The 24,694-nt window shown below is 33.3% G+C and carries 25 protein-coding genes and 2 tRNA genes; 3 read left to right on the forward strand and 24 right to left on the reverse strand.

What is annotated here, in order from left to right; genetic code table 11:
* Positions 1-9 precede the first annotated feature (9 nt).
* The 3 genes from MHI13_RS08265 to MHI13_RS08275 all read left to right on the forward strand — a co-directional run bounded on the left by MHI13_RS08265 (position 10) and on the right by MHI13_RS08275 (position 905).
* Positions 10-594 (forward strand): competence protein ComK, encoded by a 585-nt coding sequence (locus MHI13_RS08265; RefSeq protein WP_017175793.1) that lies wholly within the window; start codon positions 10-12, stop codon positions 592-594.
* Between the two features lie 144 nt (positions 595-738).
* Positions 739-813, forward strand: a tRNA-Asn gene (locus tag MHI13_RS08270).
* Between the two features lie 3 nt (positions 814-816).
* Positions 817-905, forward strand: a tRNA-Ser gene (locus MHI13_RS08275).
* Between the two features lie 445 nt (positions 906-1,350).
* Here the strand turns inward: MHI13_RS08275 and MHI13_RS08280 are convergent.
* The 24 genes from MHI13_RS08280 to MHI13_RS08390 all read right to left on the reverse strand — a co-directional run bounded on the left by MHI13_RS08280 (position 1,351) and on the right by MHI13_RS08390 (position 24,676).
* Positions 1,351-2,466: a restriction endonuclease gene (locus MHI13_RS08280; RefSeq protein WP_340761039.1), complete on the reverse strand. Its 1,116-nt coding sequence runs from the start codon at positions 2,464-2,466 to the stop codon at positions 1,351-1,353.
* A 92-nt stretch (positions 2,467-2,558) separates the two neighbouring features.
* Positions 2,559-4,568 (reverse strand): HsdM family class I SAM-dependent methyltransferase, encoded by a 2,010-nt coding sequence (locus MHI13_RS08285; RefSeq protein ID WP_340761040.1) that lies wholly within the window; start codon positions 4,566-4,568, stop codon positions 2,559-2,561.
* A gap of 208 nt (positions 4,569-4,776) precedes the next feature.
* Positions 4,777-5,613, reverse strand: coding sequence for an SH3 domain-containing protein (locus MHI13_RS08290; protein ID WP_340761041.1), 837 nt, complete (start codon positions 5,611-5,613; stop codon positions 4,777-4,779).
* Between the two features lie 345 nt (positions 5,614-5,958).
* A complete protein-coding gene (locus MHI13_RS08295; RefSeq protein WP_049379105.1) occupies positions 5,959-6,513 on the reverse strand; it encodes an NUMOD4 motif-containing HNH endonuclease in 555 nt (184 codons plus the stop codon).
* Positions 6,514-6,576: 63 nt separating this feature from the next.
* Entirely contained in the window at positions 6,577-7,185 is a 609-nt protein-coding gene (locus MHI13_RS08300) for a M23 family metallopeptidase (RefSeq protein WP_340761042.1), read from the reverse strand.
* A 10-nt stretch (positions 7,186-7,195) separates the two neighbouring features.
* Positions 7,196-7,447, reverse strand: a complete 252-nt coding sequence (locus MHI13_RS08305; RefSeq protein WP_070654012.1) for a phage holin — start codon at positions 7,445-7,447, stop codon at positions 7,196-7,198.
* Positions 7,448-7,498: 51 nt separating this feature from the next.
* On the reverse strand, positions 7,499-7,897 hold the full coding sequence (locus tag MHI13_RS08310; RefSeq protein ID WP_340761043.1) for a hypothetical protein: 399 nt from the start codon (positions 7,895-7,897) through the stop codon (positions 7,499-7,501).
* Positions 7,881-8,300, reverse strand: a complete 420-nt coding sequence (locus MHI13_RS08315) for a hypothetical protein (RefSeq protein WP_340761044.1) — start codon at positions 8,298-8,300, stop codon at positions 7,881-7,883. The genes MHI13_RS08310 and MHI13_RS08315 overlap by 17 nt, the downstream gene beginning before the upstream one ends.
* Positions 8,301-8,352: 52 nt before the next feature.
* Positions 8,353-8,619, reverse strand: coding sequence for a hypothetical protein (locus MHI13_RS08320; RefSeq protein ID WP_070548292.1), 267 nt, complete (start codon positions 8,617-8,619; stop codon positions 8,353-8,355).
* Between the two features lie 12 nt (positions 8,620-8,631).
* Positions 8,632-10,917 carry a phage tail protein gene (locus MHI13_RS08325; RefSeq protein WP_340761045.1) on the reverse strand — a complete coding sequence of 762 codons (2,286 nt, stop codon included), beginning with the start codon at positions 10,915-10,917 and terminating at the stop codon, positions 8,632-8,634.
* Positions 10,918-10,925: 8 nt separating this feature from the next.
* Positions 10,926-12,569 carry a polysaccharide deacetylase family protein gene (locus MHI13_RS08330; RefSeq protein WP_340761046.1) on the reverse strand — a complete coding sequence of 548 codons (1,644 nt, stop codon included), beginning with the start codon at positions 12,567-12,569 and terminating at the stop codon, positions 10,926-10,928.
* Positions 12,570-12,582: 13 nt separating this feature from the next.
* A complete protein-coding gene (locus MHI13_RS08335) occupies positions 12,583-13,425 on the reverse strand; it encodes a phage tail family protein (protein WP_340761047.1) in 843 nt (280 codons plus the stop codon).
* 6 nt (positions 13,426-13,431) lie between these two features.
* Complete coding sequence (locus tag MHI13_RS08340; protein ID WP_340761048.1) at positions 13,432-18,654, reverse strand: phage tail tape measure protein; 5,223 nt, start codon at positions 18,652-18,654, stop codon at positions 13,432-13,434.
* Positions 18,655-18,670: 16 nt separating this feature from the next.
* Positions 18,671-18,814 (reverse strand): phage tail assembly chaperone GT, encoded by a 144-nt coding sequence (gene gpGT / locus MHI13_RS23470; RefSeq protein ID WP_186301991.1) that lies wholly within the window; start codon positions 18,812-18,814, stop codon positions 18,671-18,673.
* Positions 18,815-18,873: 59 nt separating this feature from the next.
* Positions 18,874-19,245 (reverse strand): phage tail assembly chaperone G, encoded by a 372-nt coding sequence (gpG, locus tag MHI13_RS08345; protein ID WP_077700336.1) that lies wholly within the window; start codon positions 19,243-19,245, stop codon positions 18,874-18,876.
* A gap of 67 nt (positions 19,246-19,312) precedes the next feature.
* The gene (locus tag MHI13_RS08350) at positions 19,313-19,492 is read right to left on the reverse strand and encodes a hypothetical protein (RefSeq protein ID WP_070671871.1); all 180 of its coding nucleotides are present in this window, start codon (positions 19,490-19,492) and stop codon (positions 19,313-19,315) included.
* Between the two features lie 20 nt (positions 19,493-19,512).
* Positions 19,513-20,136, reverse strand: a complete 624-nt coding sequence (locus MHI13_RS08355; protein WP_145435305.1) for a major tail protein — start codon at positions 20,134-20,136, stop codon at positions 19,513-19,515.
* Between the two features lie 12 nt (positions 20,137-20,148).
* Positions 20,149-20,565 (reverse strand): hypothetical protein, encoded by a 417-nt coding sequence (locus MHI13_RS08360; protein ID WP_340761049.1) that lies wholly within the window; start codon positions 20,563-20,565, stop codon positions 20,149-20,151.
* Entirely contained in the window at positions 20,565-20,954 is a 390-nt protein-coding gene (locus tag MHI13_RS08365) for an HK97 gp10 family phage protein (RefSeq protein WP_070671866.1), read from the reverse strand. Before MHI13_RS08365 ends, MHI13_RS08360 begins: the two co-directional genes overlap by 1 nt.
* The gene (locus tag MHI13_RS08370; protein WP_145435301.1) at positions 20,944-21,312 is read right to left on the reverse strand and encodes a hypothetical protein; all 369 of its coding nucleotides are present in this window, start codon (positions 21,310-21,312) and stop codon (positions 20,944-20,946) included. The genes MHI13_RS08365 and MHI13_RS08370 overlap by 11 nt, the downstream gene beginning before the upstream one ends.
* Positions 21,296-21,583: a phage gp6-like head-tail connector protein gene (locus tag MHI13_RS08375; protein ID WP_285327708.1), complete on the reverse strand. Its 288-nt coding sequence runs from the start codon at positions 21,581-21,583 to the stop codon at positions 21,296-21,298. Before MHI13_RS08375 ends, MHI13_RS08370 begins: the two co-directional genes overlap by 17 nt.
* A gap of 17 nt (positions 21,584-21,600) precedes the next feature.
* On the reverse strand, positions 21,601-22,809 hold the full coding sequence (locus tag MHI13_RS08380; protein ID WP_285327709.1) for a phage major capsid protein: 1,209 nt from the start codon (positions 22,807-22,809) through the stop codon (positions 21,601-21,603).
* A gap of 12 nt (positions 22,810-22,821) precedes the next feature.
* Entirely contained in the window at positions 22,822-23,535 is a 714-nt protein-coding gene (locus MHI13_RS08385) for a head maturation protease, ClpP-related (RefSeq protein ID WP_340761050.1), read from the reverse strand.
* On the reverse strand, positions 23,498-24,676 hold the full coding sequence (locus MHI13_RS08390) for a phage portal protein (protein ID WP_285327711.1): 1,179 nt from the start codon (positions 24,674-24,676) through the stop codon (positions 23,498-23,500). The genes MHI13_RS08385 and MHI13_RS08390 overlap by 38 nt, the downstream gene beginning before the upstream one ends.
* Positions 24,677-24,694 lie beyond the last annotated feature (18 nt).

The raw sequence follows: 24,694 nt of genomic DNA on the forward strand, positions 1-24,694 counted from the left end.
GCTGATCTTATGACTCAGTTCAATAAACCTCCTAATACGATTTATGTCATACGTAAAGGTGATATGGTGATTAGACCTACATTTGACGATCATCAACAACCGAACGGCTCAGAAATCCTCAAATTCGATACCTCACGAGAAATAAGTCCTTTTAAAACTCAAAAAATTATTGAACGATCTTGTAGATTTTATGGCAATAACTACTTAAGCAAGAAAGCTGAAACTCAACGCATTGCTGGAATAACTAGTAAACCTCCCATCCTTCTCACACCATTGTTTCCAACTTACTTTTTCCCAACACATTCAGACCGTTTAGAAGAAAATATATGGATTAATATGCATTATATTTCTGATATTAAGCCATTAAAAAACAGAAAGAGTAAAATTATCTTTGCAAATCAAGAAGCACTAACATTAAATGTATCTTTTCATAGTTTATGGCATCAATATTCTAATTCTATTTTCTATTACTATATGATTGATAAACAAGCAAGAATGAAATCTAATAATCCAGATATGCCAATCGATTATGAAAAAACATCTTTAAATATTTTTGAGGCACTTTCACACTATTCTTTATTAGAAGATAAATAGCTGTATGTTTATTTTTAAAATATACGGAACGATTATATTAATTTAGTGTAAATGTTCCGTATATTTTTTAAAGATAATCTCTTGCAAATTTTAAGATTATTGATATAATTGTATTTGTATTGATTGAAGAACACGTTATATTATTCCGCAGTAGCTCAGTGGTAGAGCTATCGGCTGTTAACCGATCGGTCGTAGGTTCGAATCCTACCTGCGGAGCCATATGGAAACGTACTCAAGTTGGCTGAAGAGGCGCCCCTGCTAAGGGTGTAGGTCGCGAGAGCGGCGCGAGGGTTCGAATCCCTCCGTTTCCGTCTGTTATATTTAAATAGGTTATAATAACTTTAAAAACCCCGTTATTACGGGGTTTTCTTTTTATACTTTTAAATAGTTTTTATATTAAGCCGACAACGTGGTCGACAACTTACTATTTTATATTAAAAGTTGTCGGTTATGTTGTCGACCTAATCTCTATACTCCTTGCTGCTCTAAGCTTTAATTGTAATGACTACTTATTGATTTTTCATCAATATTAAACCCCATCAATGAATAAATTGATGAGGTTATTATCTGATTAAGGCCATTTTTGTACATTGTGATATGTATGAAAATGGCTTAATTATCGCATTTTTTAAGATAAACTTTAGAACTAAATAGAATGAATTAGAACATTTTTGACACGCACTTGACACTTGTATGTATAAAATAACCGTATCAATTAAGATACGGTTAGTAGAATATAATATCAATAAGATACATTTAATTTTGAATTATCTTTTTGGTTATTTCTGATTTATATCGTGAGTATTTCACAACTTCTTTTATACACTGTTTTTCAATTACTTTAATTACTTCTTCCATCAATGTATAATCAGGCGTTTTATTCTCAGAAGCAGGTAAGGATAAATTTAAATTATCTGCATCTTTTGCATAAAAATTACGTGCGTATGAAAATATGCCTGTATTTGCAGCTTTATTATAAGCAGAGGTTAAAAATAGACCTACTTTTAAATTATATTTAGAAGTATCTATAACTGCTACATGGTCATCTGCTCCATATTTAAAATTTCTATATTTAGATGACCCAAACATATCTATTGTAATTGTGTTTGGGCTAAATATTTGAACAACATTACCGATATAGTCAGAAACACCTGTTTTCGATTCTCCCGCTGTGATAAAAGGCAAATCACCAGGGACGCGGTCAGCGCTTTTCAAACGTTTCCCCCTAGTAGCTTTGCCAAATAATTCTCTAGAGTTAAACGTCATTATTGCTCTGCTCTGCTCTGCTCTGCTCTGCTCTGCTCTGCTCTGCTCTGCTCTGCTCTGCTCTGCTCTTGGATTTTTAACCATGGAGTTATATTTGTCAAGCGATTCTTGTTCTTTTTTTGTAATTTTATAATCAGACAATCCTGTCACTTGTAAATATGCTTCTAATTCTTCAATACGTTCTGCTTCTAATTCTTCAATATATTTTTCCATGTATTCAAAATATATTTCATTATTTTTATAAGGGAGTTTAATATTCAAATCATTAATATGAGACATACCTGTTGTATAACCCATGTTTTTAAAATGAAGAGATAAGATAGCTAAAAAATATAATATATGTTTATAATTATATTCTTGAAATTTCGGTATTAAACCTTGAAAGGCACCATTGTCACCACTTCTATAAAAACTTTCAGAAATAATACCAATTTCTGCTGCACTAGATGTGTAAGCCAATATAGGCTTTTTAGGGTCAACTCGATGTAAATATTTCTCATCTAGTAGAACCTTTTGCTCATATTGATATTTTATATTTTGACCAAATACATGATAGCCTTCACTATTTTCAACCAGATTTTCACCTTTTTTAGGGAAGCCTTTCATAGTACGTTTTTCAAATAATTCTTTTATTTGAAACGTTTTAAATTCGCCCCCGTTTTCAACAAAATTTTTTTCTAATTTATTTAAACGAGGGCTTACATCTTTCCCACAGTCTTTTTATTTTTTAAAATTTGAGTAACTTCCCAAGATAAATAATCAGATACAGTTTTTTTAAAATCTTCTATTTTGGGGACTGTATCTATTGTCACATGTTGATCAAAGTTCCAATCGACGCCTGAATCATCAATAAAGTCTTCTATATAAACCTTATTGAGATCCCATAAGTTCTCATTAACTTTGGCTTTATTACCTGCTTTATATATTTTTAAAATATCACGATATCTTTCTACTGGTGAATCTTTTACTTGAATACCTCTAGCTGTTCTTTTATATCCATCGTTCCTAAAGTCGATAAATTTCACTGTTTTTTCAAAATCATGCGGTTTCTTAGCTTCAAAAACGTAAATACTTGTCTGTACACCTGCCATAGGCTGAAATAAATCACCAGGCATTTTTATACTTGCTAAAAGTGTATGATTTTTTAAAATAGATTTATTAGTTTTCACGGACTTACCTGTACCCGCACTGTCTTGAATAATTATCGCGCCAACTCCATTTTTCTCCATATTATTTAATCCAAATTCAATAAATGGCATACCATTTTCTTTAAAGCTAAAAGGAGGATTCAATAATAATTTTGTAGCTTTAAATTCTTCATATAAATTTTTGGGAGTATTAAATGTATTAGCTTTTTTTATATTGCTTGAACCATCTCCACGTAATATCATGTTAGTTGCTGCGAGAGTATACATTTCTGCATTTAATTCAATCCCTAATAAATTATTACTTTTAATATTTTTTATTTCTTTTTCCGCAGCATTGGTTCTCTTTCCGTGCTCCAATTCTGCTTGTTCAATCATTAACTCCATAGAACTGATTAAGAAACCTGCACTTCCTGTTGCTAAATCCATTACTTTGCTATCTTTTTGTACATCAAGCAACTCAGCCATCATTTTAGTTACATAAGGTGGAGTTAGTACGATTCCTAATTCTGTACCATCACCTAAAGCATATTTTAGAAATTCTGAATACATTTCACCCATTATATCTATATGCCCAGTCATCGAATCTATAGAACTATAAATATTTTCATAAATAAAAGTAAATATTTGCTTATTAGTACTACTCTCGGAATTTAGTAATTTACTAACTTCTTTATCTAAAGTTGTTTTTTCATCTCTTTGTTTATCTTTGGATATTTCTTGAAAAGAAGAAATCATTAATTGCATTTTTCCACTTTCAATATTTTTCATATGTAAATATTCTTTTATTTGATCAATAATAATTTTTCCATCACGTTTGGTGTCTGTTGGCAGTCCTTTTAATTCGTGAGGCTCTAGCCCTTTTTGTATTACATTTCCTTCGTCATCATTAATGTCTTGCATTGCCAGAAGCATACCTGAAACATACAAAACTCTTTGTGGCGCTGTTATATTATGATTGTGCATTAATCTGTTTAATTGTTTTGCATATTTTTGTAATGTAGTTCTACTATCAATAAGAATTCCATGTTTTTCTGTTTCGGTTAAAATCGCATCATTATAAAACTCTTCAAAACTATCCTGGCTTTCTAGAAAATTTAAGTTTTTATAATTTTTCACATGCTTATATGTATCTTTTGCACTACCAAAAACATAGTTAATATCTATCGTTACATTATCTTCATTGTCTCCAGCAATTCCGATAGCTATAACTTCTCTATATTTATTACTTTTAATCATATTTCTTGCATAATGCAAACAACCATTAACAGCAAAATTAGATATCGCCTTGTTATCATCTTTAATACCTGATTTATTAGTCGACTTCAGTTTGTTTAATCCTAATTTATTTTCTATAATGACAGGTATATTATATTTCTCTACATGAAAATCAGGTGTTCCAACACCTGTTTTCTTATCAGTCTTTGAGCTCCCTTTCAACGCTTCTTTCATATAATCTGACATTGAAGTTTCATCATTATAATCTTTTAATTTTATTAATCCTAATTTATCTAAATAATCTTTAACATAATAATTTACATCTGTTTCCAATTTCCAATCCATGTGTATTACCTCATTTTATTAATAATATATTTATTTTATCATTAATTACATATTAAAATAACCACCCAGTGACATGTTAGGTGGTTATACATATAAAAGGAAATGTTTATGACTGCATGTGAACTGGTTATAACATAAAAAAAGAGGGACAAGCACTAAACTTGCCCCTGTGAATAAAATGAAAATCGCGTTTTTTTATTATAGCATATTATTTTAAAGTTCCCCATACTTGTTTCATTTTGTTTTTAGGTGGTTTTTTACCGTTCCATGTTCCTACAGGCAAGTAAATTCTTTCGCCTTCAAAACTGTCATAACCGATCCATACATGCTTGTCTTGTAACATCAATTCATCATACTCAATTTTAGTGTTGGCTGGTAAATCTCCTGCTGCATTATTTCTCAATCTGAATGGACCAACGTAACGTGCTTGAATAGGTTGGTTACCATTAATGAATGAACCTCTTTGTGCTTTGTAGTAAGTACCATATTTATTTTTCTTCCAACCAGTAGGCAATACTTCTTGTTTAGCGATTTCTTTTTTCACTTCTTGTTCGATATGCTTTTCAGTAACTTCTTCGGCATTAGAAGTATTTAATTTACCACCATTAGCATAGTATTTAATACGACTAATGAAATAATCGATTAATTTCAATTGATTTCTTCTTGTGTAAGGTTGTCCTTTACCGATGTGAATTTCCCATGATCTATGTGGACAAGATGTTTCAGAATACTCATTGTGCAAGTGTACTGTATCTCTATTAATAGGTAGGTTGTAAGATACCATTACTTCAGCAGCAGTTTTTAATGTCGCTTCTTCATTTTCTAAGAATAATTTATCAGAAATGCGTCCTGGATAACTTTCACACACTTCAAATCCAATTAAGTTATTATTTGCCCAAAAGTTAGCGCAGTGCCATTCAACAAAGTTAGTTGGATGATACCATAAACGCTCATTACGATTAACATATACACTAGCAAAACCATTTACGTGTGTACCATTTTGTTCTCTTGCATATAACCATGGTAAATATTGACTTGGTGTCATACTTCCGTAGTCGTTGTGTATCCTTTTGTTTACTTATAGACGCTACTCTATAAATCTGTGTCGATTCACATGCACTCTCATTACAAGACGTGAGCAGACTATTTCTTTCTATCTACGTGAGATAGTTCTTCTTTCGAACTCGCTTGAGTCCTACCGGGAGGCAATCCCGTAGTCGTTGAACATTCCCCATATCTATTGACTTAGGGGTAGTGCTGCTAAACTAACCAATCCTTCAACTTGTTAAACTCTCATACAATCCTTTCGGTTGTATTGTAGTGTGAAGGCTCTTAGGTTTTTCAAAGCAATTTATGTTTTAAGTACATATACCTCACGATATATGCAGTGCTAAATAAATTCCCATTTATACCCGTTACATTGTTTTCTTTTTCCTAAGCAAACAGACGAAATGTGTCTTTGATTTCCATAACCCTTTCTTTCAGCTTCGGCTTGAGAAGGAAAATAAAAAACTTCACCAGTTTTTAAAGAAGTTGCTTTTACTGGTTTTGATTTTTTACCATTAGTATTTTTTGAAATCATTCGAGATTTTCTTGTTCCATAATTATTATTTTCTTTTGATGTAATGTACTCTAAATTTTCTAGACTATTATCATTTTTGTTCTCGTTTTTATGGTTAACCTCATAACCTTTAGGTTTTGGACCAACAAAAGTTAACATTACTAGATTAGATACATATAAAGAACGTCGCTTTTTATCTTTATATAATGTTACTTGTAAATAATCGAATGCTACTTTATTGGTTTTTAAGATACGTCCTTTTTTTAGTATTTCACTCTTATTTTGTGGTAAATAAATATATCTGTCTTTTGAACGTATTTTACCTAAATTAGACGCTTGATAAAAATTTTCGTAACCGGGTATATCTTTCCAAATTTCTTCCATACTATAATACACCTGCCATAATCATTATAGGTGTATTATACCATATATTTGAGAATTATTTTCTTACACCACTCCTGCAATACTTGCTTTACGATTAGTGATTTTAGAACCATTGATATGTGATGAATAAATATTTTTCATTTTAACATTACTCCCTTTTTCTAATTTTTGATTTAGTTTTGAAATATCGTATTTTTCAATAGGAATACCACTACATACTTCTGCCTTTTCCTCTTTCAAGTTAGTACCTTTAGGACGTAACTGAAGATGTAAATGTGCGTTCATTGGATTGTCGTAGTAGTTACTTGAACCTTGTAAGCCGATAATATCGCCTTGATTAACTTTGTCACCTTCACTATATTTAAGTGATTGTCTTTGTAAGTGTCCATAAATCCAATCATTTCCGTTAGCATCTCTAATCTCGATTGTTCCGCCAAAATTACCATGTGTTTCAGACGTAATAACTGTACCACTTGTAACTGCTGGAATATCGTTAGTTGCATTATTATATAAATCAAATGCTCTATGATATCCACCACAGAACTCGTCATAGTTAATACCATTTTCAATATAGTTTCTAAATCCATAATCATTAGGATAGTTGTCGTATCCACGTGGATCAGAACTAATTTTCCAACCTTTTTTCGTTAAATAATCAATTGCAGTTAACATTTAATCACTCCTATTTTAAGTTATTATCTTTTAAAACTTTTTCTTGTTCGCGTGATTTTTTACGTAAAATGTATGAGTTTTTATACACACCATACAGACCAATTAATGCTGGAATAAAAACCATTAAGAAGTTTATCCATGGTTGCACATGGTCAGGGTTTAAAAAATCTACTTCAATTCCACTTGCTTGTAATGCTAGATATAAAAGTGCAAGCATCCCACCGAATTGAGAAATATATTGTTTAATCTTATCTTTTTCCATCTAATTCACTCCTATTTTTGTATTAAAAAAAGCCGACACATAAGTGCCGACTTAAAAGAATGCAGCTGCAAAACCTAATGCTCCGACAAGTACCGAAGCAATACCACTGATAATTGCAACTATAATCTTTACGTTATAACCTTGTTTTTCTTTGATTACTTCACTAAACGTTTCAAGTTGTTTAGTGTGATCTTTAACTTGATACTTCATATCTGTAAATTCTTTACCAAAGTTGCTCATTGTGTCAGATAGTTTTTCTAAATGCTTTTCTGAACGTGCTTGACTTTCAAATGCTTGCTTTTGATAAATAATTTGCTTATCTACTTTATTATTTAAATCTTTCAATTCGCTAGTATGTCGTTTATCATTCTCATCTATTTTTCGATGAATTTCACTTGTATTATCCATCCATTCTTTTCTAGATACAAAACGTTCATCTTTTTCTTGCAACGTCTGCACCTCCGTTAAAAGCAATTAATCCGTTAATCATTGCTAAAGTGGCAAATTGCACTGGAGTTAGCCAGTTAATCGCATTAAAAACACTTGCAGAAGTTAATAAGAAATAATAAATTGCATTTCCACTTCCACCAAAGATAAGTAAAAAATTAAACTTATTACTTATCTGTTGTTTAGGTAAGAAAACAGGTGCAAGAATGATAAACAAACTGAAAAGCATTCCTAAAATGCCCCATAACCAAATAGGCATGACTTGATGGAGCGCTAGGTAAAATTCACTATCATTTAAAACTGTGTTTTGTTCTTTAGTCCAAAAGAAACCCCTTTCGAACATTAATAAGCCAAAACCGAAAATAAAGATAGCTAACACTTTATAATTAAATGAATTTTCTTTCATATTCTCAACTCCTTACACAAATTTAAAAGCCATAACCTCGACTGGCTATGGCTTACTCAATATCGTATATAATAGGCTCGGTTGGTATATCATCTTCTAAAGTTTGATTATTTTGAGCATTTAATTCTTCTATACTTAATAAGGTTTCTCCTTCTTTAAGTCTTAATTTTTCACCATCAAAATAAACTTTTTCAAATTGACTTACAATCTTTTCGGTTGTTGGTAGTGTTTTATCATATTCCTGTGTAGGAACAAGATTATAACCAGCTTGAACAATTTCATACTCGCCATTAATTAATTTTAAAAATAGTACCCACATATCTTGCACCTCTTAATCTTTTAATTCTACTAATGAACGTCTAAAATATATTTCAGATTTAGCACTCGTTGATCTAAAAGCAATATAAAAGTGTTTATATCCATATGTTGGTGTGCCTAAATCTATAGTAATATCTACTAATTCTCCAGCATTACCATCTTCGAACTCTTCACTTTTTAAAACCTTTTGACTACCTACAACTTTTGCTTCACCGTTTTCTACACTTTCAACAAATACGATTCCGTTGTACTTGTTATCAGTAGAATGCACCATTTTACCTCTTCCAAGTATTCTTAAATACCTTGCTTTATGTTGGAAGAAATATTCTTCTATATATGATTTTTCAAAGTTTGAAGTTTTATAATAACTACCATATATTTCTACACCTGCCGAAAGTGGTTGAGGTGCAGCCATTTGTATTTCCATTGATGATTTGAAAATACCGTTCTCAACCCACGTAGCGCCATCAGGCCTTGTTATTGTTATACCCGATGGACTAATCACTGTTTTACGCTTATCAATTTGGCTCTTTGCTATAAATTGATCTCCATCCATATACATTAACGAATCTCGACCTACAATATTTACTAAAGAAGTCATTAATGAGCCTGTTGTAATCGAGTCGGCAACTATACCCTCTGCAGTAAGTGCTGTTTTAGCGGTCTTACCACCATCAGTTGATAGCATCCAACCACTACTATTCATAGCTACTATATTATTTTTATTATTCTTATCTATTGCTAATATACCGTTATTACCGAATGATAATTCTGTGGAAGTATTTTGTATTTTTGAAACCATAGACTGCGCTACAGTATCTAAAGCATTAAACGGAATTGCTTTATTACCTTTCATCACTTCTGTAATATCATTTACTGCTGTATTAAATTTAGCTTCATATTTATCTGTAAGACTAGCTGTGCCAAAAGTATTTTCCATTGCAATCAATCGTCCTAATGCATCAATAGTACGACTCATTGCAATCACTCTTATTTCTCTATTTATGTTAATACGTTCATCTACTAAAAATACACGATCGCCTAATTCAGAATGCTGATAGTCATAACCATTTTCACTCATATCAACAATATCTGCAGTAAATGATAAAACAATACTACCTTCAACTCTTTGAATTAAACGTTGATCCATTGTTTCAACTAATTTAATACGCCCATCCATGACAGGTGGCGCGTGAATTTTACCTAAGAACTTAGCAAGTGGAGATGTATATTCACGTTTTAGTTTTGCTTTTTCTGCAACTGGTCTGTTGTCTCCTGAATTTTCTTCTGTTTCTATTTCATTTGTACTTGTTGTTTCAGTTGAATCTATATCATCAGATTCATCTCCTACCTCGTCGCCACCATCTCCAGCATAATCTCCATAACCTCGACAATAAGTATACATTTCACTTGCATCACTTGATTGCGAGATATTTTGCGCATTTATTTTATAACGATATTCAAAGTTTGAATCATTACCGATTTGACTGTGAAAATAAAAGACGTTCCCAACTATTTTTAATTCATAGCCCCAACGATCTATTAATTTTTTAAGTACCTCTAATCTACTTTCCCCTTCACCTAAGCCTTGAAATCGACTTGAAGGCGCACTATCAACAACAACATAACTGAATGGCGTACCTTTAAACACATAATTAAAACCTTCAGTTGTTGTTAAACTTTCATCGATTCTTTCATAAATTCTATCTGAATTGAGTTTATATAATGCATAGAGAATAGCAGTACAACTGACTCTATACTTATCGCCATAGCCTTGTTTTTCATTATTGATAATGACATATTCTTTATTCTCAAATTCGATGATCCACATGTTCAAATCTTTCTGTAAAGATAAAAATTCACCATTATTCTGAGTATATTCAATATCTAATTCGAGTTTTTCATCACCATTAATTTCTTGACTGTGTTGGATGACAGCCTCTAAATAGTAATACTTACCATATTTAAAAATCTCAATATCTTCTTGACTTTCATGAAAGGAAAATGAAACGTCATTAGCTTCTGTAGATAAAACTGGAAAACGATACACTCCATTAGTTAAAGTACATTTTTCTGTATACAAGAAATTACCAAATCTATCCCAATAAGTCGCATAAAAATAAGGTAGAGTGTAGTTACGCATAACTACATATCCTCTACCTAAAAAATCAGTTCTTTGCTTGCCCATATATTTAAACGTCTTATCGGTTATAAATGTTCCGTTTGAATTATAATAACCATTACCATTATATAACGTTTCGTCATATATATTTTCATAAGGTGATTTAATAAATGCCACTATTCCACCTACTTCACTCTACTAATTTTAAAATTAAAGTTTGTTGCATTAATATTAATAGGACTACTTGTTGTATTTGCATATCTTACAGTGATTGTATTATCAGTAACTATCATAACGTTATAAATTACTCCGTCTGGCAATTTAATTTCTGGAGAACCATATATTAAATCCCCTGCTTTAAATCCTAAACTTGTTAACACTGCATTAGAGATATCAACATCATACGTACTATTAGCATTAATTTTAATTGCTGACGTGTAATGTCTTGTAAAGTGTTCCACACTATCTGTCACTATTTTTTTGAATGATGTCCAACCCTGTGCTGTATCATCCCAACGGCGTTTATAAATCTGATCGTTTATTGAAGGGATATATAATTGATAGCTTAAAGTAATGCTATCTCCCCTAAATGTAATTAAAGTACCAGGCTTAGTAGTCGGAAATGGTGATGAAGCTGAACTTACAATGGTGGTTGTACTTGTTGTATTAGGTTCAAAGAAAGTGACAGGTGTATTGAAGTCTACAGAATTATATTTATATGCCCAAAAATCTTTTGAATTAGTATTTGAATAAACCTTGCCATCACGATCTAAAACATAGTAATGTACTCCTGCTTGTTCGCGTGCTGTATAGTCTCCTAAGTCAATAATATTACCAAAGTATTGTAACCCTTCTTCTAAATCCACATTTACTATGCCATTAGTTCTTGCATAATCAATGATTTTTTTAATGAGTTCAATTTGATTACTGTCAAAACTTGTGTACTGTGAATGAGATTTAAAGACTACCCAACCATTTGTAGCAATAGCTTCATCTAATACTTTCTTATAATCTTCCCATGTATTATTAAAACTATCTGCAAGTGATATTCTTTTAGCATTAAAAGTGTCAAAAGGTGTTTGGTTAACAAACTCTTTAATACCAAAATTTGCTTTAGCATAGTCTCTACTAATACGTCTAACATCTTCTGTATTCTCACCAAAAGGCTGCACAATAATATCATGTGTTAGACCTTCTCTTTTTAATATCGCTTTAGCTTGACTTAGTTCATCTTCAACTTGAATTGGTGTTAAACTATTTGCACGTTGATGAGTATGTGTATGACTTACAAATTCTACACCGTATTCTTCCTTCCAACGATGGATTTCATCCCAATGAATAACTGTAGGCGCTTCTCTATCTACCCAACTCGTGACTAATGCAACAGTTAGTTTATTTTTCTTTTCTTTTAAGATAGGCTCCCATTTTTGTTTTAATTCTGTTCTACCATCATCATCTATAAAAGTAAGCATAGGAAACTTTCTCTTTGATGTAGCAATAACTGCTCTATTAGCATTCGCTTCGTTATCCATTAATCTTTGAAATTCATTATCTAATCGTGCATTTAATGTTGGAAATGTACGTCTTGCTTGCGCTACTTCAGCATTAGAGTCTCCTGATTCTAAAACAATGTTATCTAATTGTCTTTTAACATCTTGATTTTCTAAATTATACTTTTTTGCATTTTCTAAAACATTTTGTGCTTCTGATAAAAAACCAGCACTTATGCTATAACTATTTCTTACATCTTTATAGAGTTCTACAAAATTTTCATTTAAATCTAATAAATTATCACGATTCCATAGGCTCTTAATTACTCTTCTACCCATCTAATCACGCTCCTTATTTAAAATAGAAAGGAAAATCAAACGTTACGTCGCTAAAGTTAGTATTGGAGATTCGTATTTTATTTTCTCCAGGTGCTAGTGTGATATATTGTCTATTTGATTCTCTTAACCAATTCGTATCTGCTAACATCACTTTTGAGCCTACTAAATTAATAAAACTATCTGTATGTTCACGATAAATGATTACTTTATCCCTTGTTGTTAGATTTTCGATGGTTGCGTTACCTTTACTTGTTGAGTGCCATATTCTAATATCTAAATGCATTTGACGTGGATCAATGGTAACGTTACCGCCGTTCCATACACTAAAGTCAGAAGATTGAAATCTGTAATTTGCCATATCTTGATTAATACCGTCAGCCATACCAAATTCTTCGGCTAAAGCTTCATATCCTTCTTTTTCGATATCTTGAGTGGTATATTTTGTACGCCAAAATGGTAAGCCAATAACAGTTGCAGTAACTTCTAAAGTTGCATACATACTCCCTAATATCCTTTCAGGTTTATAACTGGAATCTATTACAATTTTTAAAACTCTGGTAGGTAAATTATTACGACTTATATAAAAGTATGGTTGACTATCTAATAATTCATTTATTTCAGACTCTAGTAAGAGATAATCGTGTTCATCATGAAAATGTCTGAGCCAAAATGACAATGTACAATCTCCACGATCTTTATAATCAAATCCGTAATCGATAGGTCCAGGTATTCCTTTAACATTTTCTGTGTATCTTTCTTTTTCAATAGATGAAACTAAAAAATCCAGTGGTTTTAAACCAACTGGAAATTTTAATTCATTCATATTAGGGTCATATAATTTAAATCCAACTTTCAATTATACTCATCCTCCCATTAATTGAGTTGCAGCTTTTAATGCTTGTTGTTTTGAATTATTTTTACTTAACTCTTTACCATCTAAACTTAATTCAAAATCTTTATTGGCAATAGTATCGTTACTTTGAACTAATTTACTCATTAATCCAATAAGCATATCTAATTTTTGTTCTAATTTACTATTGTCAGATTGACTAGAACTTATTTTAGCGCTTGAGAAATTACTTGGTCGTTTATTACCTGATGTTTTACTGCCTTCAATGTCTTTTGCAGCAAGTGCTAACAATTTCATTGCGTCTGTTCTTCTATTAGGATCAGTAGGAATTATCCACTCAGGATAACCGCCTTCTGCAATGTTGTACCAACCTGCATTTTTGATTAAGCCACCTGTGGCGTAACCATGTCCGTGTCCGATAACACTTAACATATTTTTACCGTATTTGTATTTAGCCCAATGGATACCAGCTAATAAGTTATCTAATGGATTAAATACGTTACCATGTCCAGGAAACTTCATTGAATTAAATGTATTTCTCGCAACTTGAACTAGACCTTTAGCTTCATTGCCACCGGTATTTGCATCTACGTAACCACCTTGAACTGCTCTTGGATTACCACTACTTTCACTATCAATCTGACGTGCCCATGCATTAACATAAGCAGATGATGTTGGTAAGCCATTCATACGCAATGCTTGTTTGATTTGTGGTGCCCATTTTATACCAGCTTTAGGCGCGCTGCCTCCACCACCACCATGGCCTGCTAACCATTTGGCTGGATCAACTGTGTTTGCATTGGTGATTGTATCATGTCGGCCTTTTTCAACTTGGAAGTGAAGGTGCGGACCTGTAGTCCAATTTCCAGAATTACCTGTTTTAGCCATCGGTTCTCCAGCTTTAATTTTACCTTCTTTTAATATTTTAGATAAATGCATAAAGAACAATGTGAATTGACCTGTTAATAATCTAGCTACAAGTCCTCCGCCGAAGTTATGAATACCTTTTACTACACCATCATTTGTAGCATTAATTGTTGTACCATATGGAGCGCCATAGTCGATACCAAAGTGAGCACCACTATTAAACCCATAACCAGGTGCGCCACCACGAGGGTAATAACCAGTAGTTATTGGGAAATGAGTGAATGATGAACCGTCACCGCCGCCTGCATCACTTAACCAACCACTAAATAGCGATTTAACTCCTTCTTTTAATTTTTTATATGCGCCTTGCATAAGCATATAAGGGAGTTCAGCACCTTTTAAGAAGTCAAAGTTAAAACCGACTTTCTCAAAGATTTTAGATACTAACTTACCCGGATGTGAAACATAATCAAATACATCGCCAATACCTTTAATCACTGTACTACTCACAGCTTTAGCTGTATCAGCAACGTTAGTCCCTATTTCAATTCCTTTAGCTACAGTTTTAGCAGTCTTCTTCTCAACAGTACCACCAATGTCTTTAGCTTTGCCTACACCTTTTTTAACTAAACTTTTACCACTATCAAACATATTAGCCCCAAACTCTTTAATCTTAGTACCTATATTGAATTTAGGAACCATACCACTACTTAACATTGCGTGAGTTTGTGCGCCATTTAAGATACGAGTTCCTTTAGAAAGCGGAATTGTTGTATCTGTAGCTGGTGTGATGAAAGCTTTACCGTTAGGTGGAATGACTGTTTCATGTCTAAAACCACCTGGACCGTTACCTGGACCTTTATCCCCTACAGTCGCTAAAGTATTACGATTAAGTTTACCCTTTGTAATATAGCTTTGAGTATGTGTACTTTCAGTACCAGTAGAGAGTTTTATTTTAGGTAACTTAGGCATATCTAATTTTCCAGCTACCCAGTTAACGCCATCTATAAGTTTATTCAATCCGCTTTTTACAGCTTTAACCATTCCAGTAATATGACCTTTGATTTTTCCAATAATGTTTTTAAGTCCACCAGCCATATTATTGAACGTTCTCCGAACACTATTCCATAAACTTTTAGCCATGTTGACTGTCGTATTCTTGATACTGCGCCAAGTATTAGACATAAAACCTTTAACTTTGTTGAAAATGTTACGCGTTCCATTTGATAAACTACTCCAAGTACCTTTGACGCTACTCCATAGAGATTTTACTAATCTTACTGTTGTATTCTTGATGTTACGCCAAACACTACTCATGAAGTTTTTAACCTTATTGAAGATAGATCTAGTCCCGTTCCACAATGCGTTCCAACGATTTTTTACACCGTTCCACAAACTTTTTGCTAAACCTATTACTTTATTTTTTAAAGAACTCCAAAGTTTTACAACCCAATTTTTAAGTCTATTAAATATAGATTTCGTTACACTCCATAGTGCATTCCAGCGATTTTTAACGCCGTTGTATAGACCTTTAGCAAATCCAACAACTTTATTTTTGATAGATGACCATAATTTAATGACCCAATTTTTTAATTTTCCAAATATGACTTTCGTAACATTCCATACTGATGTAAACCATTTCTTCACATTGTTATATATTGCTTTCACAGTTTTTGAAATGAAATTTTTAATACTATTAAAAATAAAACGTATAAATTTCAATACAGCACCAAAAATAGAACGCGTTATTGAAAGTATTCTCTTAAAGATAGTACTAATAATAGACCATATAAACTTCAGTACGGTTCCGATTACAGTTTTAACACCATTAAACGCCTTACTAATTATACTTTTGAAAAATCCACCAAATATTTTAACAACTTTGAGTATTTTGCCGATAAGCCAAAGTTGGATAAGATTCCATATAAGCGTCAATGCTCCACTGAACACTTGTTTAATACCGTTCCAAACTTGTTTCCATTGTCCTGTAAATAATCCACTGAATATTTTTACGATACCTAATATAATGTCCAAAGCCCCGTTGATAATATTTTTAATATTATTCCAAGTATCAACTACTAAAGTCTTGATTAAAGGCCATAAAAATTTCATGACTCCCCAGATAATCTGCATACCTATTTTGACTGCAGGAACAATCACATTCATAAACACCGTTTTTACAATACCGCCTAATTCTTGTAGTATCGGCCATAAAAAGTTTTTAACTTCAGTAAATACTGTAACAATCGTATTCCAGATATTAGTTACAGCCTGCATGATAGTAGCGCCATTTTGATTCCAGAACTGACCTAACTTGAGTCCTATATCCTGACCAAATTGCCAAATGGCATTGAATACATCAATAAATACTTGTCTAATTTGCATTAAAGTTGCCGTTACTTTAATAGCTGTGGCTTTAGGCATAATTTTTGAAAGAATGTCTACAGTAGGTAAAGTATTCCCTGAAAATAGATTCTTCAACGCATTGAACACTACTTCAGCTGTATTCCGAAGGTTTTTAAATGCATTCACGACCGGACCTATAACTGTATTAACAATATTTCTAAATGTTTCAGATTTTTTATAAGCAATTACAAATGCTGTACCGATTGCTACTATTGCTGCAATTGCTAATCCTACTGGACCAAGCATGAATTTAAATGCGCCACCTACTAAAGTTAAACCTTTAGCAGCAAACGGTGCTTTAGTTCCTAGGAAATTCATTAAACCGCCAGCTTTTGTGATATCTGTCATCACAGGACCTATTGTAGTCATAATACTTCCTAGCGCTGCGGTAAACGCACCTGTGGTTAAGATTAAAGGTCCTAAAGCTGCAGCGAATATACCTAATCCTACTACTCCTGTTTTCACCCAACCAGGCATATTTGTAAACTTATCAGCTAACATAGCAAGAAAATCAGCGGCTTTACGTATATGTGGTGCTAGAACATCACCTATACTAATCGCCAATGATTCTATAGCTGACTTCATTTTTCGAATCGAACCGCCAATGCCACCTTCCATTTCGTCACTCATACGTTTAGAAGCACCTGTTGAGTTATCAATAGACTTAGTCAATTTTTTGTAGTCCTCATCTGAAGCATTGATGACAGCTAATGCACCCGACATTGCTTCTTTACCGAATATGGTAGCTGCAGCGCTTGCTTGTTGATCTTTAGATAAACCTTTAAATTTATTACGTAACTGACCCATAACATCTCGCATAGGTAGCATTTTACCGTTACTGTCTGTTATAGATATACCTAACTCTTCCATTTTATCTTTCATAGCTTTTGTTGGTTTGGCCAAGTTAGTGAACATTGTACGTAATGCTGTACCGGCTTTTTCACCTTTTATCCCAGCATTACTCATAAGGCCAATAGCTATTGATGTATCTTCCACAGTATATCCCAACGCGCCTGCAACTGGAGCAGCATATTTAAACGCTTCGCCTAAACCACGTACATCTGTATTAGCTTTAGAACTTGTCTGTGCTAATACATCTGCAAATCGTCCACTATCTTTCGCTTTCATACCAAATGCTGTTAACGAGTCAGTAACGATGTCACTTACTGCACCTAAATCTTCACCTGATGCAGCTGCTAACTGCATGACACCATCGATACCGCCTAGCATATCTTTGGTATCCCAGCCGGCCAAGGCCATGTAGTTAAGAGCTTCTGCTGATTCGGATGCACTAAACTTAGTTTTAGCTCCCATTTCAAGGGCTTTGTCTCTTAATTGTTGAAACTCGCCACCAGTAGCGCCCGATGTTGCTTTAACTTTACGCATTGAATCATCAAAATCAATACTCTTTTTAGCCGCAAGGCCGAATCCAGCTACAATAGGGGCTGTAACATACATAGACATGGAACGACCGACATTTTTCATCGATTCTCCGACACTGGTAAGTTTAGGTCCGATATCAGTAAACTTTTGACCTAATCGACCAAAACTACTATTAGAGACTCTAGCTGCTTCTTGCGCTTCTTTTTGGAATCTTTTGAAACCATCTACAGTTTGGTCTAGCTCGTGTTCGAGTCTATTTAATGTATCGGCTTGTTTATTATATTCAGTTCTTAATCTAACTGCTTTTGCGCTATTTGCACCTTGCTCTTTCGCAGTCTGCATATATTGATTACGCAGTTCTTTAACATTATTCCTCTGTTGCTTTGTCGCAGCATCTAACTCACGAATTCTATTTTTATAACTTGTCATAGACTTTTCTGAGTATTTAAAGTTGTTACTCGATAATTTCAAGTCAGAATTCAATTGTCTAAAGCTGCGCCTAATGCCAGCTAATGTCGAGCCAATACCCATATCTTGCATAGATAGGTCAATCTGCAAACCTTTAATTCTTTCTGCCATATTTCCACCTCCTTACTTATAAATTGGTGAATGCGTCTAACATGCTGTCTTTTTTATCAACTGATTTACTTGGCTTCCTGCCATCTTCAATAACATCCATAAAAAAAGAAAAGGGCATGTCCAAGACATCGTTGATATCTTTTCCGCCCTCTTTCATCATGTCATATGCTACTTTTTTTAAATTTTGTTTATGATCAGCCCATGTGATGACTTTATTCTTTAAATCATCTTCGCTAATTGCTTTTTTCTTTGTTCATCCATTTGACCTTGAGCAATAAATTGTACTTGTGATTGAATCTCTTCAATTGCATCAGGTGCATGTAAACGATCTAATAAATCATCACTTGTAAATTGTTTGTTATATACATCTACTACAAAATCAGTCATACGTTTGAACATTTCTTTTTCTGTTAATTCGTTGCCGTCTTCAGAAGTACCTTCCATAATGTCAGTTGCTTCATAAATTTTACGGAATGGAATAAAGTTAGGTGTGAAATATGTCTCAACCTCAAAATCACCATTTTTACCTTCTTTAGCGTTACCTTCTTTATCTAATACTACTAGTTTAATGAAATTAATTTTTTTACTCATGTGTAAATCTCCTTTTAATATAATAATTTTTATTTACAAATAAAAAGAGGGCTATATGCCCTCAAAATTAGTCTTCAATCTTTTTAATCAATGGTTTACGTTGACGATTGTCGCTTGAAGAAAGCTCAAGAATACGTTCTTCGTCGATTTTTTTGTTGGCAGGACGTGGAAATGTCTTACCTTTTTCGTATAATTTCTCGTTATCTTGTAAATCTTTAAAAGTTTTTAATACTTCATATTTAGCCATTAAGTAAATCCTCCTTATAATTATGCTCCGATATCAGATGAAGCAGGTTCCTCAGAAACAGCCGCATTAGGGTGTGGCTTACCGAAAACTTTTTGCCAAATAGCATCACGCATAACAGTTACACCTTTTTCATCACGACCTAAAAGCATTGTTTGTTCTTTATCAAAACCTTCAACTTCAGCAGGCATAAATTCAGCTGTAGATTGGTCTTGAGAGAATTCGACACCATCTTCTTTAGTTTGTCCACTAACTTCAGGGAATGTGAACATACCTTTAAGCAATCCAACATATTCAGACGCTCCAGTTTCTGTTGTTTTTTCGAAGATAACTGAAACATACGGTGGTGTATTATTACCTACACCAATCACACCATCATCAGATTTATCTAAACCGAACAACACTTCTCTATCTTCTATCGGTAAGTGGTGGAATGTAGATTCTAATTCAACAGTTCCATTTGAAACTGCTAATTCAGCAACACTATTATCCCCATATGCTTTTTCAATAGATTGTTCTTTTGATACCTGAATTTCTTGTAAATATTTAATACGCTCAGGATCTGTTACACCTGAAACTTTCTCTGAATTTAAAGGCATATAGTAAAATCCTGTAATACCTGTAAATGAATTATATTTTTTTGCCATTCGTAATTCCTCCTATAAATTTAATTCAGAACGATAAAAGGTCCCCTCGTATCTTCGAGCGGACCTATACATTTTTGATTCTTCGTCGTATTCCGGTTTTGCATTTGATGTGTTTTCCATTTTCAATTGTTCTTTCATTAATCGTGAAATGTGATAACTGACTTTATTCCTTACAAAATACGCTTGATACTCCTCAGATTCAGGCACAAATACATCAATTTGTACTAGATAACTTAATGCAAGGTTATCATTATCAGCATATTCGACAGGTAATGTATCATCAATCTCACTCATTACAATATAAGGTTTGGTCATGTCTGACGGTTCGGGGTACTCATAAAACTTAATACGATTGCCGACATATTTTTGTACTAACGCATCCTCAATAAGAACATTGTAAATTTCCATTAAAATATCTCTCAATCGCATCAGCCCCTTTTCAACCTTTGTTTAACAATTTGGAAATAAGTCTCTTGCCCACTTCTTAAAGCACGTTCTACCGCACCTTTCCCTCGGGGGTTAGGGTTTTTGATCGTACCAAATTCATTTAAATGAATAATTCTGTAGCGATCCTTAGGACCTTTCCAATGTATTTTAATAGTCCGAACACCATTTAAAGTGAAGGGTTTAGATAATTTTACTTCAGCTTTACTAGCGCCTGTGTCTTTAAAGGTTTCAAAGTTGCTTTTGATTTTTTGAACAATTACATGACCACCAGCAACTAAAGCTTCATCCACGATGCGTTTCATTTTTGCTTTACCATATCTGTTTTCAAGTTCGCGTTCCAGTTCCTTCATACCTTTTAATTTAATCGCCATTTGCTACACCTACTACTTTAATCATTTCTTTATTACTTGAATTAGGCGCAAAGTCGATTATTTTAAATGTAGAATTTTCATACAATCCATAAATAAGTTCGAACGTATCTGAGTGATTGATTTGATAATCAGTATGTGGATTTCTAAAATTAATCGTAATTTTATGAACACCAGTTATACCGTTTGTTTTTTCTAAATCTTTTGTAGAACTTTCGTAAACTTCACAAAGCGTCGTAAACGCTTCTTTTTTCTTTTTACTTCCTGGAAATGGGCCGTCATTTTCTACCATACGAAAAAAAGTAACGGGTACTCGTAAGTCACCGCTACTTATTTTAGGTGGTTTATAATTCTTGTTCATAATCAACTTCCTTCATATTTTCTAATGCAAAAGAGGTTATTTGTCCTAAAAAATTATCATGAAAAAACTCTAGGCTATCATTATATGCATACCTTGTACGCTCATAAACCAATTCAGCACCACGTATATCTTTGTCCATATCAAATTCCTGACAACGATGCTTAATATCCTCGTAGGATTGCTCTAACAAGGATTTTAAGTGTGCATCTTCAAAAGTATGAAAAATTTTTAATCGTCTTTTCATTTCTTCAACATGATTTTGAGTGATCATTTAATCACCCCTTTCAATTATGCGCCTACATCAGGTGATACTGAGTCAGCAGATGGTTTTGATGCGATATCCAAGTCGTAAACCAAAGCTACTTTATTATCGTCTGGCATACCGTGTGCAAACTGTTTTGCGATAAACACATCAGCATCTTGTAACGCAAGCGTTTGGTCATATGACTTGATTGTTACTGAGCCGGTTTGGACTGCATAATAACGACTTCCCACAACAAAAATAGCTTTATCAGGATCTACAAATTCTGATGCTACAACATCTACGTTAAATGGCAACGACGTTACCCAAGCGCCATTTACTGTTTGCATAGTGTTTTGTGCTTTTACATAGAATTGATCTGCTGGGTTAACCAGAAGTGTTACACCTGTACTTACGTCTACTTGCGCTCCATTCTCTTTAGTTGAAAGCGTCGTAAGCGCTTGCGCTAATTCATTAGCGGTAGTTTGAGCATCCGCGAATGTCAATGTCCCTGCTGATGCTTTATCAGTCGCGCCAGTAATAGTTACACCGTCCGTATCATATGTTAAATCTTTTGTTAGTCCATAAGGTTGGTTTGATGCTGCACCGTTACCTTTAACAATACCTTCTTCTAATTTAAGTGCCATCGCTTCTGCTAATTGTAAGCGAACATAACGCTCAATCCATTCTGGGCCAAACTCCAACATATCTTTAGGCACGATGGCAAATGCAGTTAATTTATTTTGTGAGAAATTCAATTCTTTAAAATTCGCTTGAATTTGCCCTTGAATCTTACCGAATACTTCTCCCCAAACAGCAGCACCTTTAGGGTCTCCAACGATTAAACGCGTTTTAATTCCAGCGATTTGAAAATTAATTTTAGATAATAGAGGTCGTGCTTTTTGCATATCTTCAAATACACGTAATACTGTAGATTCCGGTAAAATAACCTCTTCTTTGTAAGTGTCTAAGTTTGCGTCATCTTCTACTAAATTAGTAAAGAAACGTGATTCTTCAGCAGTAAGAATGTTTTCTCCACGATTCATACGCACTTGCTTATCTGTCGAAGTGTTATAAACTTCTTCACGCGCTTCTTTTAACACTTCGTTCTGCAAATTAGAAGAGAAAGCAGCCATGTATTCCGCATATTTATTTTCAATCGTTTCAGGGTCAGCGTCATTTCTTACTGCCTCAAAATATTCATTCTTTAAATTCTCAACATCTTTGTTGATTGAATCTTTAAATTTTATTGTCATACTTTTTTCCTCCTATAAATAACGTTTTTTCTTTGGTTTATTATTACTATTTTTGAAATTGGCTAATTGAATTTTTAACCCCTCGATTTCATTCTTCATTGCAATCATTTCACTATTGTTTTTCATATCTTCTTGAGCTTCTTTAGGTGTTTCAACCTTATCTTTCGTTTTGTCCGCAAAACCTTTGTCTACGGCATCTTTTGCTGTAAACCAAGTTTCGTCAGTCATGAGTTGTTCAATCTCTTCATTATCAAGTCCTGTTTTATCCTTATAAACTTCAACAATAGATGCATCTACTGTCTCTAAGGCATTTAGCGTCTTCTTAACGTCCGCCTTATTACCAATTGCGATGGTCGCTGCTTCATGAATCATCAGCGAAGCACCTTTGCTCATAATGAGCTCATCGGCCGCCATTGCAATGATAGATGCCGCACTTGCAGCCAAAGCAGTAACTTCAATTGTAATGTGTGAAGAGTGGTTTTTTAGATAATTATAAATTTCAATTCCTTGAAAGGCGTCACCACCAGGGCTGTTTAAGCGAATTACAATATCTTTATCTACACCATCTAATGCTTCGGCAATATCTTGACTGTTAATGGTTTCATCAGCAAAGATAGAAGATTGCGCCACTGGTCCACTAAGAGTGAGAACAACTTTATCGTCTTTCATTTCGTTTTTAAAAGCATATTTAGACGTTGCTTTCATTAGCTCTTGTTTCGTCTTCATTTTCATTCTCACCCCCTTTCAATTCATCCTCTGGTTGATAGTTTTTGGTTAAAATAAAACGGTCTCCACCTTCAACAGGTGCAAGACCGAGCATTTCACGAACTTCATTTTGTTTAGCTGCGCTTGATGATATTAATTTGTCTACTTTTTCTGCATTCTTGATTGGATCTACCGTATTGATACCAACAACTTTTATACGTTTACCACTTAAAAATTCTCTTTCAGTAAAAAACTTGCTATTCAATTCATCTTCGATTTTTGAAATTAAAGGATTAATGCAGAAATCTATATATGCACTCATAGCATTACTTAAATCAGCAACATCTCCATGTATTAAGTTCGATGGTATCCCTACAATTTTCGCAACATCATCAATAATCATGCGCTTAACTTTTTGCAAATTCTCTCCGCCATTATCGTTACCGGTTGTGCTATCTTTCGACAATTCTTTATATTCGAACCCTGGTACTTGAGGTACGATTGCAACACCATTATTCTTAAATTGACTATAAATTTTATCAATATACTTTTGCAATCTTGTCATTTTTACATTATCAATATTTCCACCGCCAGAATCAACGCTAACAATCCCTCTGATTTGATTTTTACGAAGTTGCGTATCCATCATGCGTCCGAAAAGTTCTCCATAATCTGCAAATAAGCTCTCAACAAATCTTTGTAACTTATCGTTGTTGTAATTTAAATATATAACTTCATCCATCCTAAAAGAACGTTCGAATTTGAAGTCTTTCACAATAATATCTTTAAAAACATCTTCGTAAACAGCAAATTCTTCTCTATAAAAATCATCAGCAATCAATAAGTCGTCTGAGTCGCTTTTAATGATTAGAACCTCATTGTCATAAACCAATTTGTAAATAACTTTGTGCCAAAAATCAGTAGCGCTTGAGTCTGTGTTAGGTCTTACATTCAGTTTATAATACAATTTATCTTGCTTTAGTTCTTGGCCATCTTTAACCCAAAATTCAGATTGGCTAAATGTCCGTGATATAAAATTAATTACAGTTTCAATAGCCATACGCTTCAAATATGAACGATTGGCTGGGTCGTTTGCTAATTCTAAATCGAGCATATCTCTTAATTCTAAATTGCGTTTAAATACTGCATCCAGAAAGCCCAATTAACCACCTCCTTTATC

The organism is Staphylococcus sp. FSL K6-0223, from assembly GCF_038008285.1.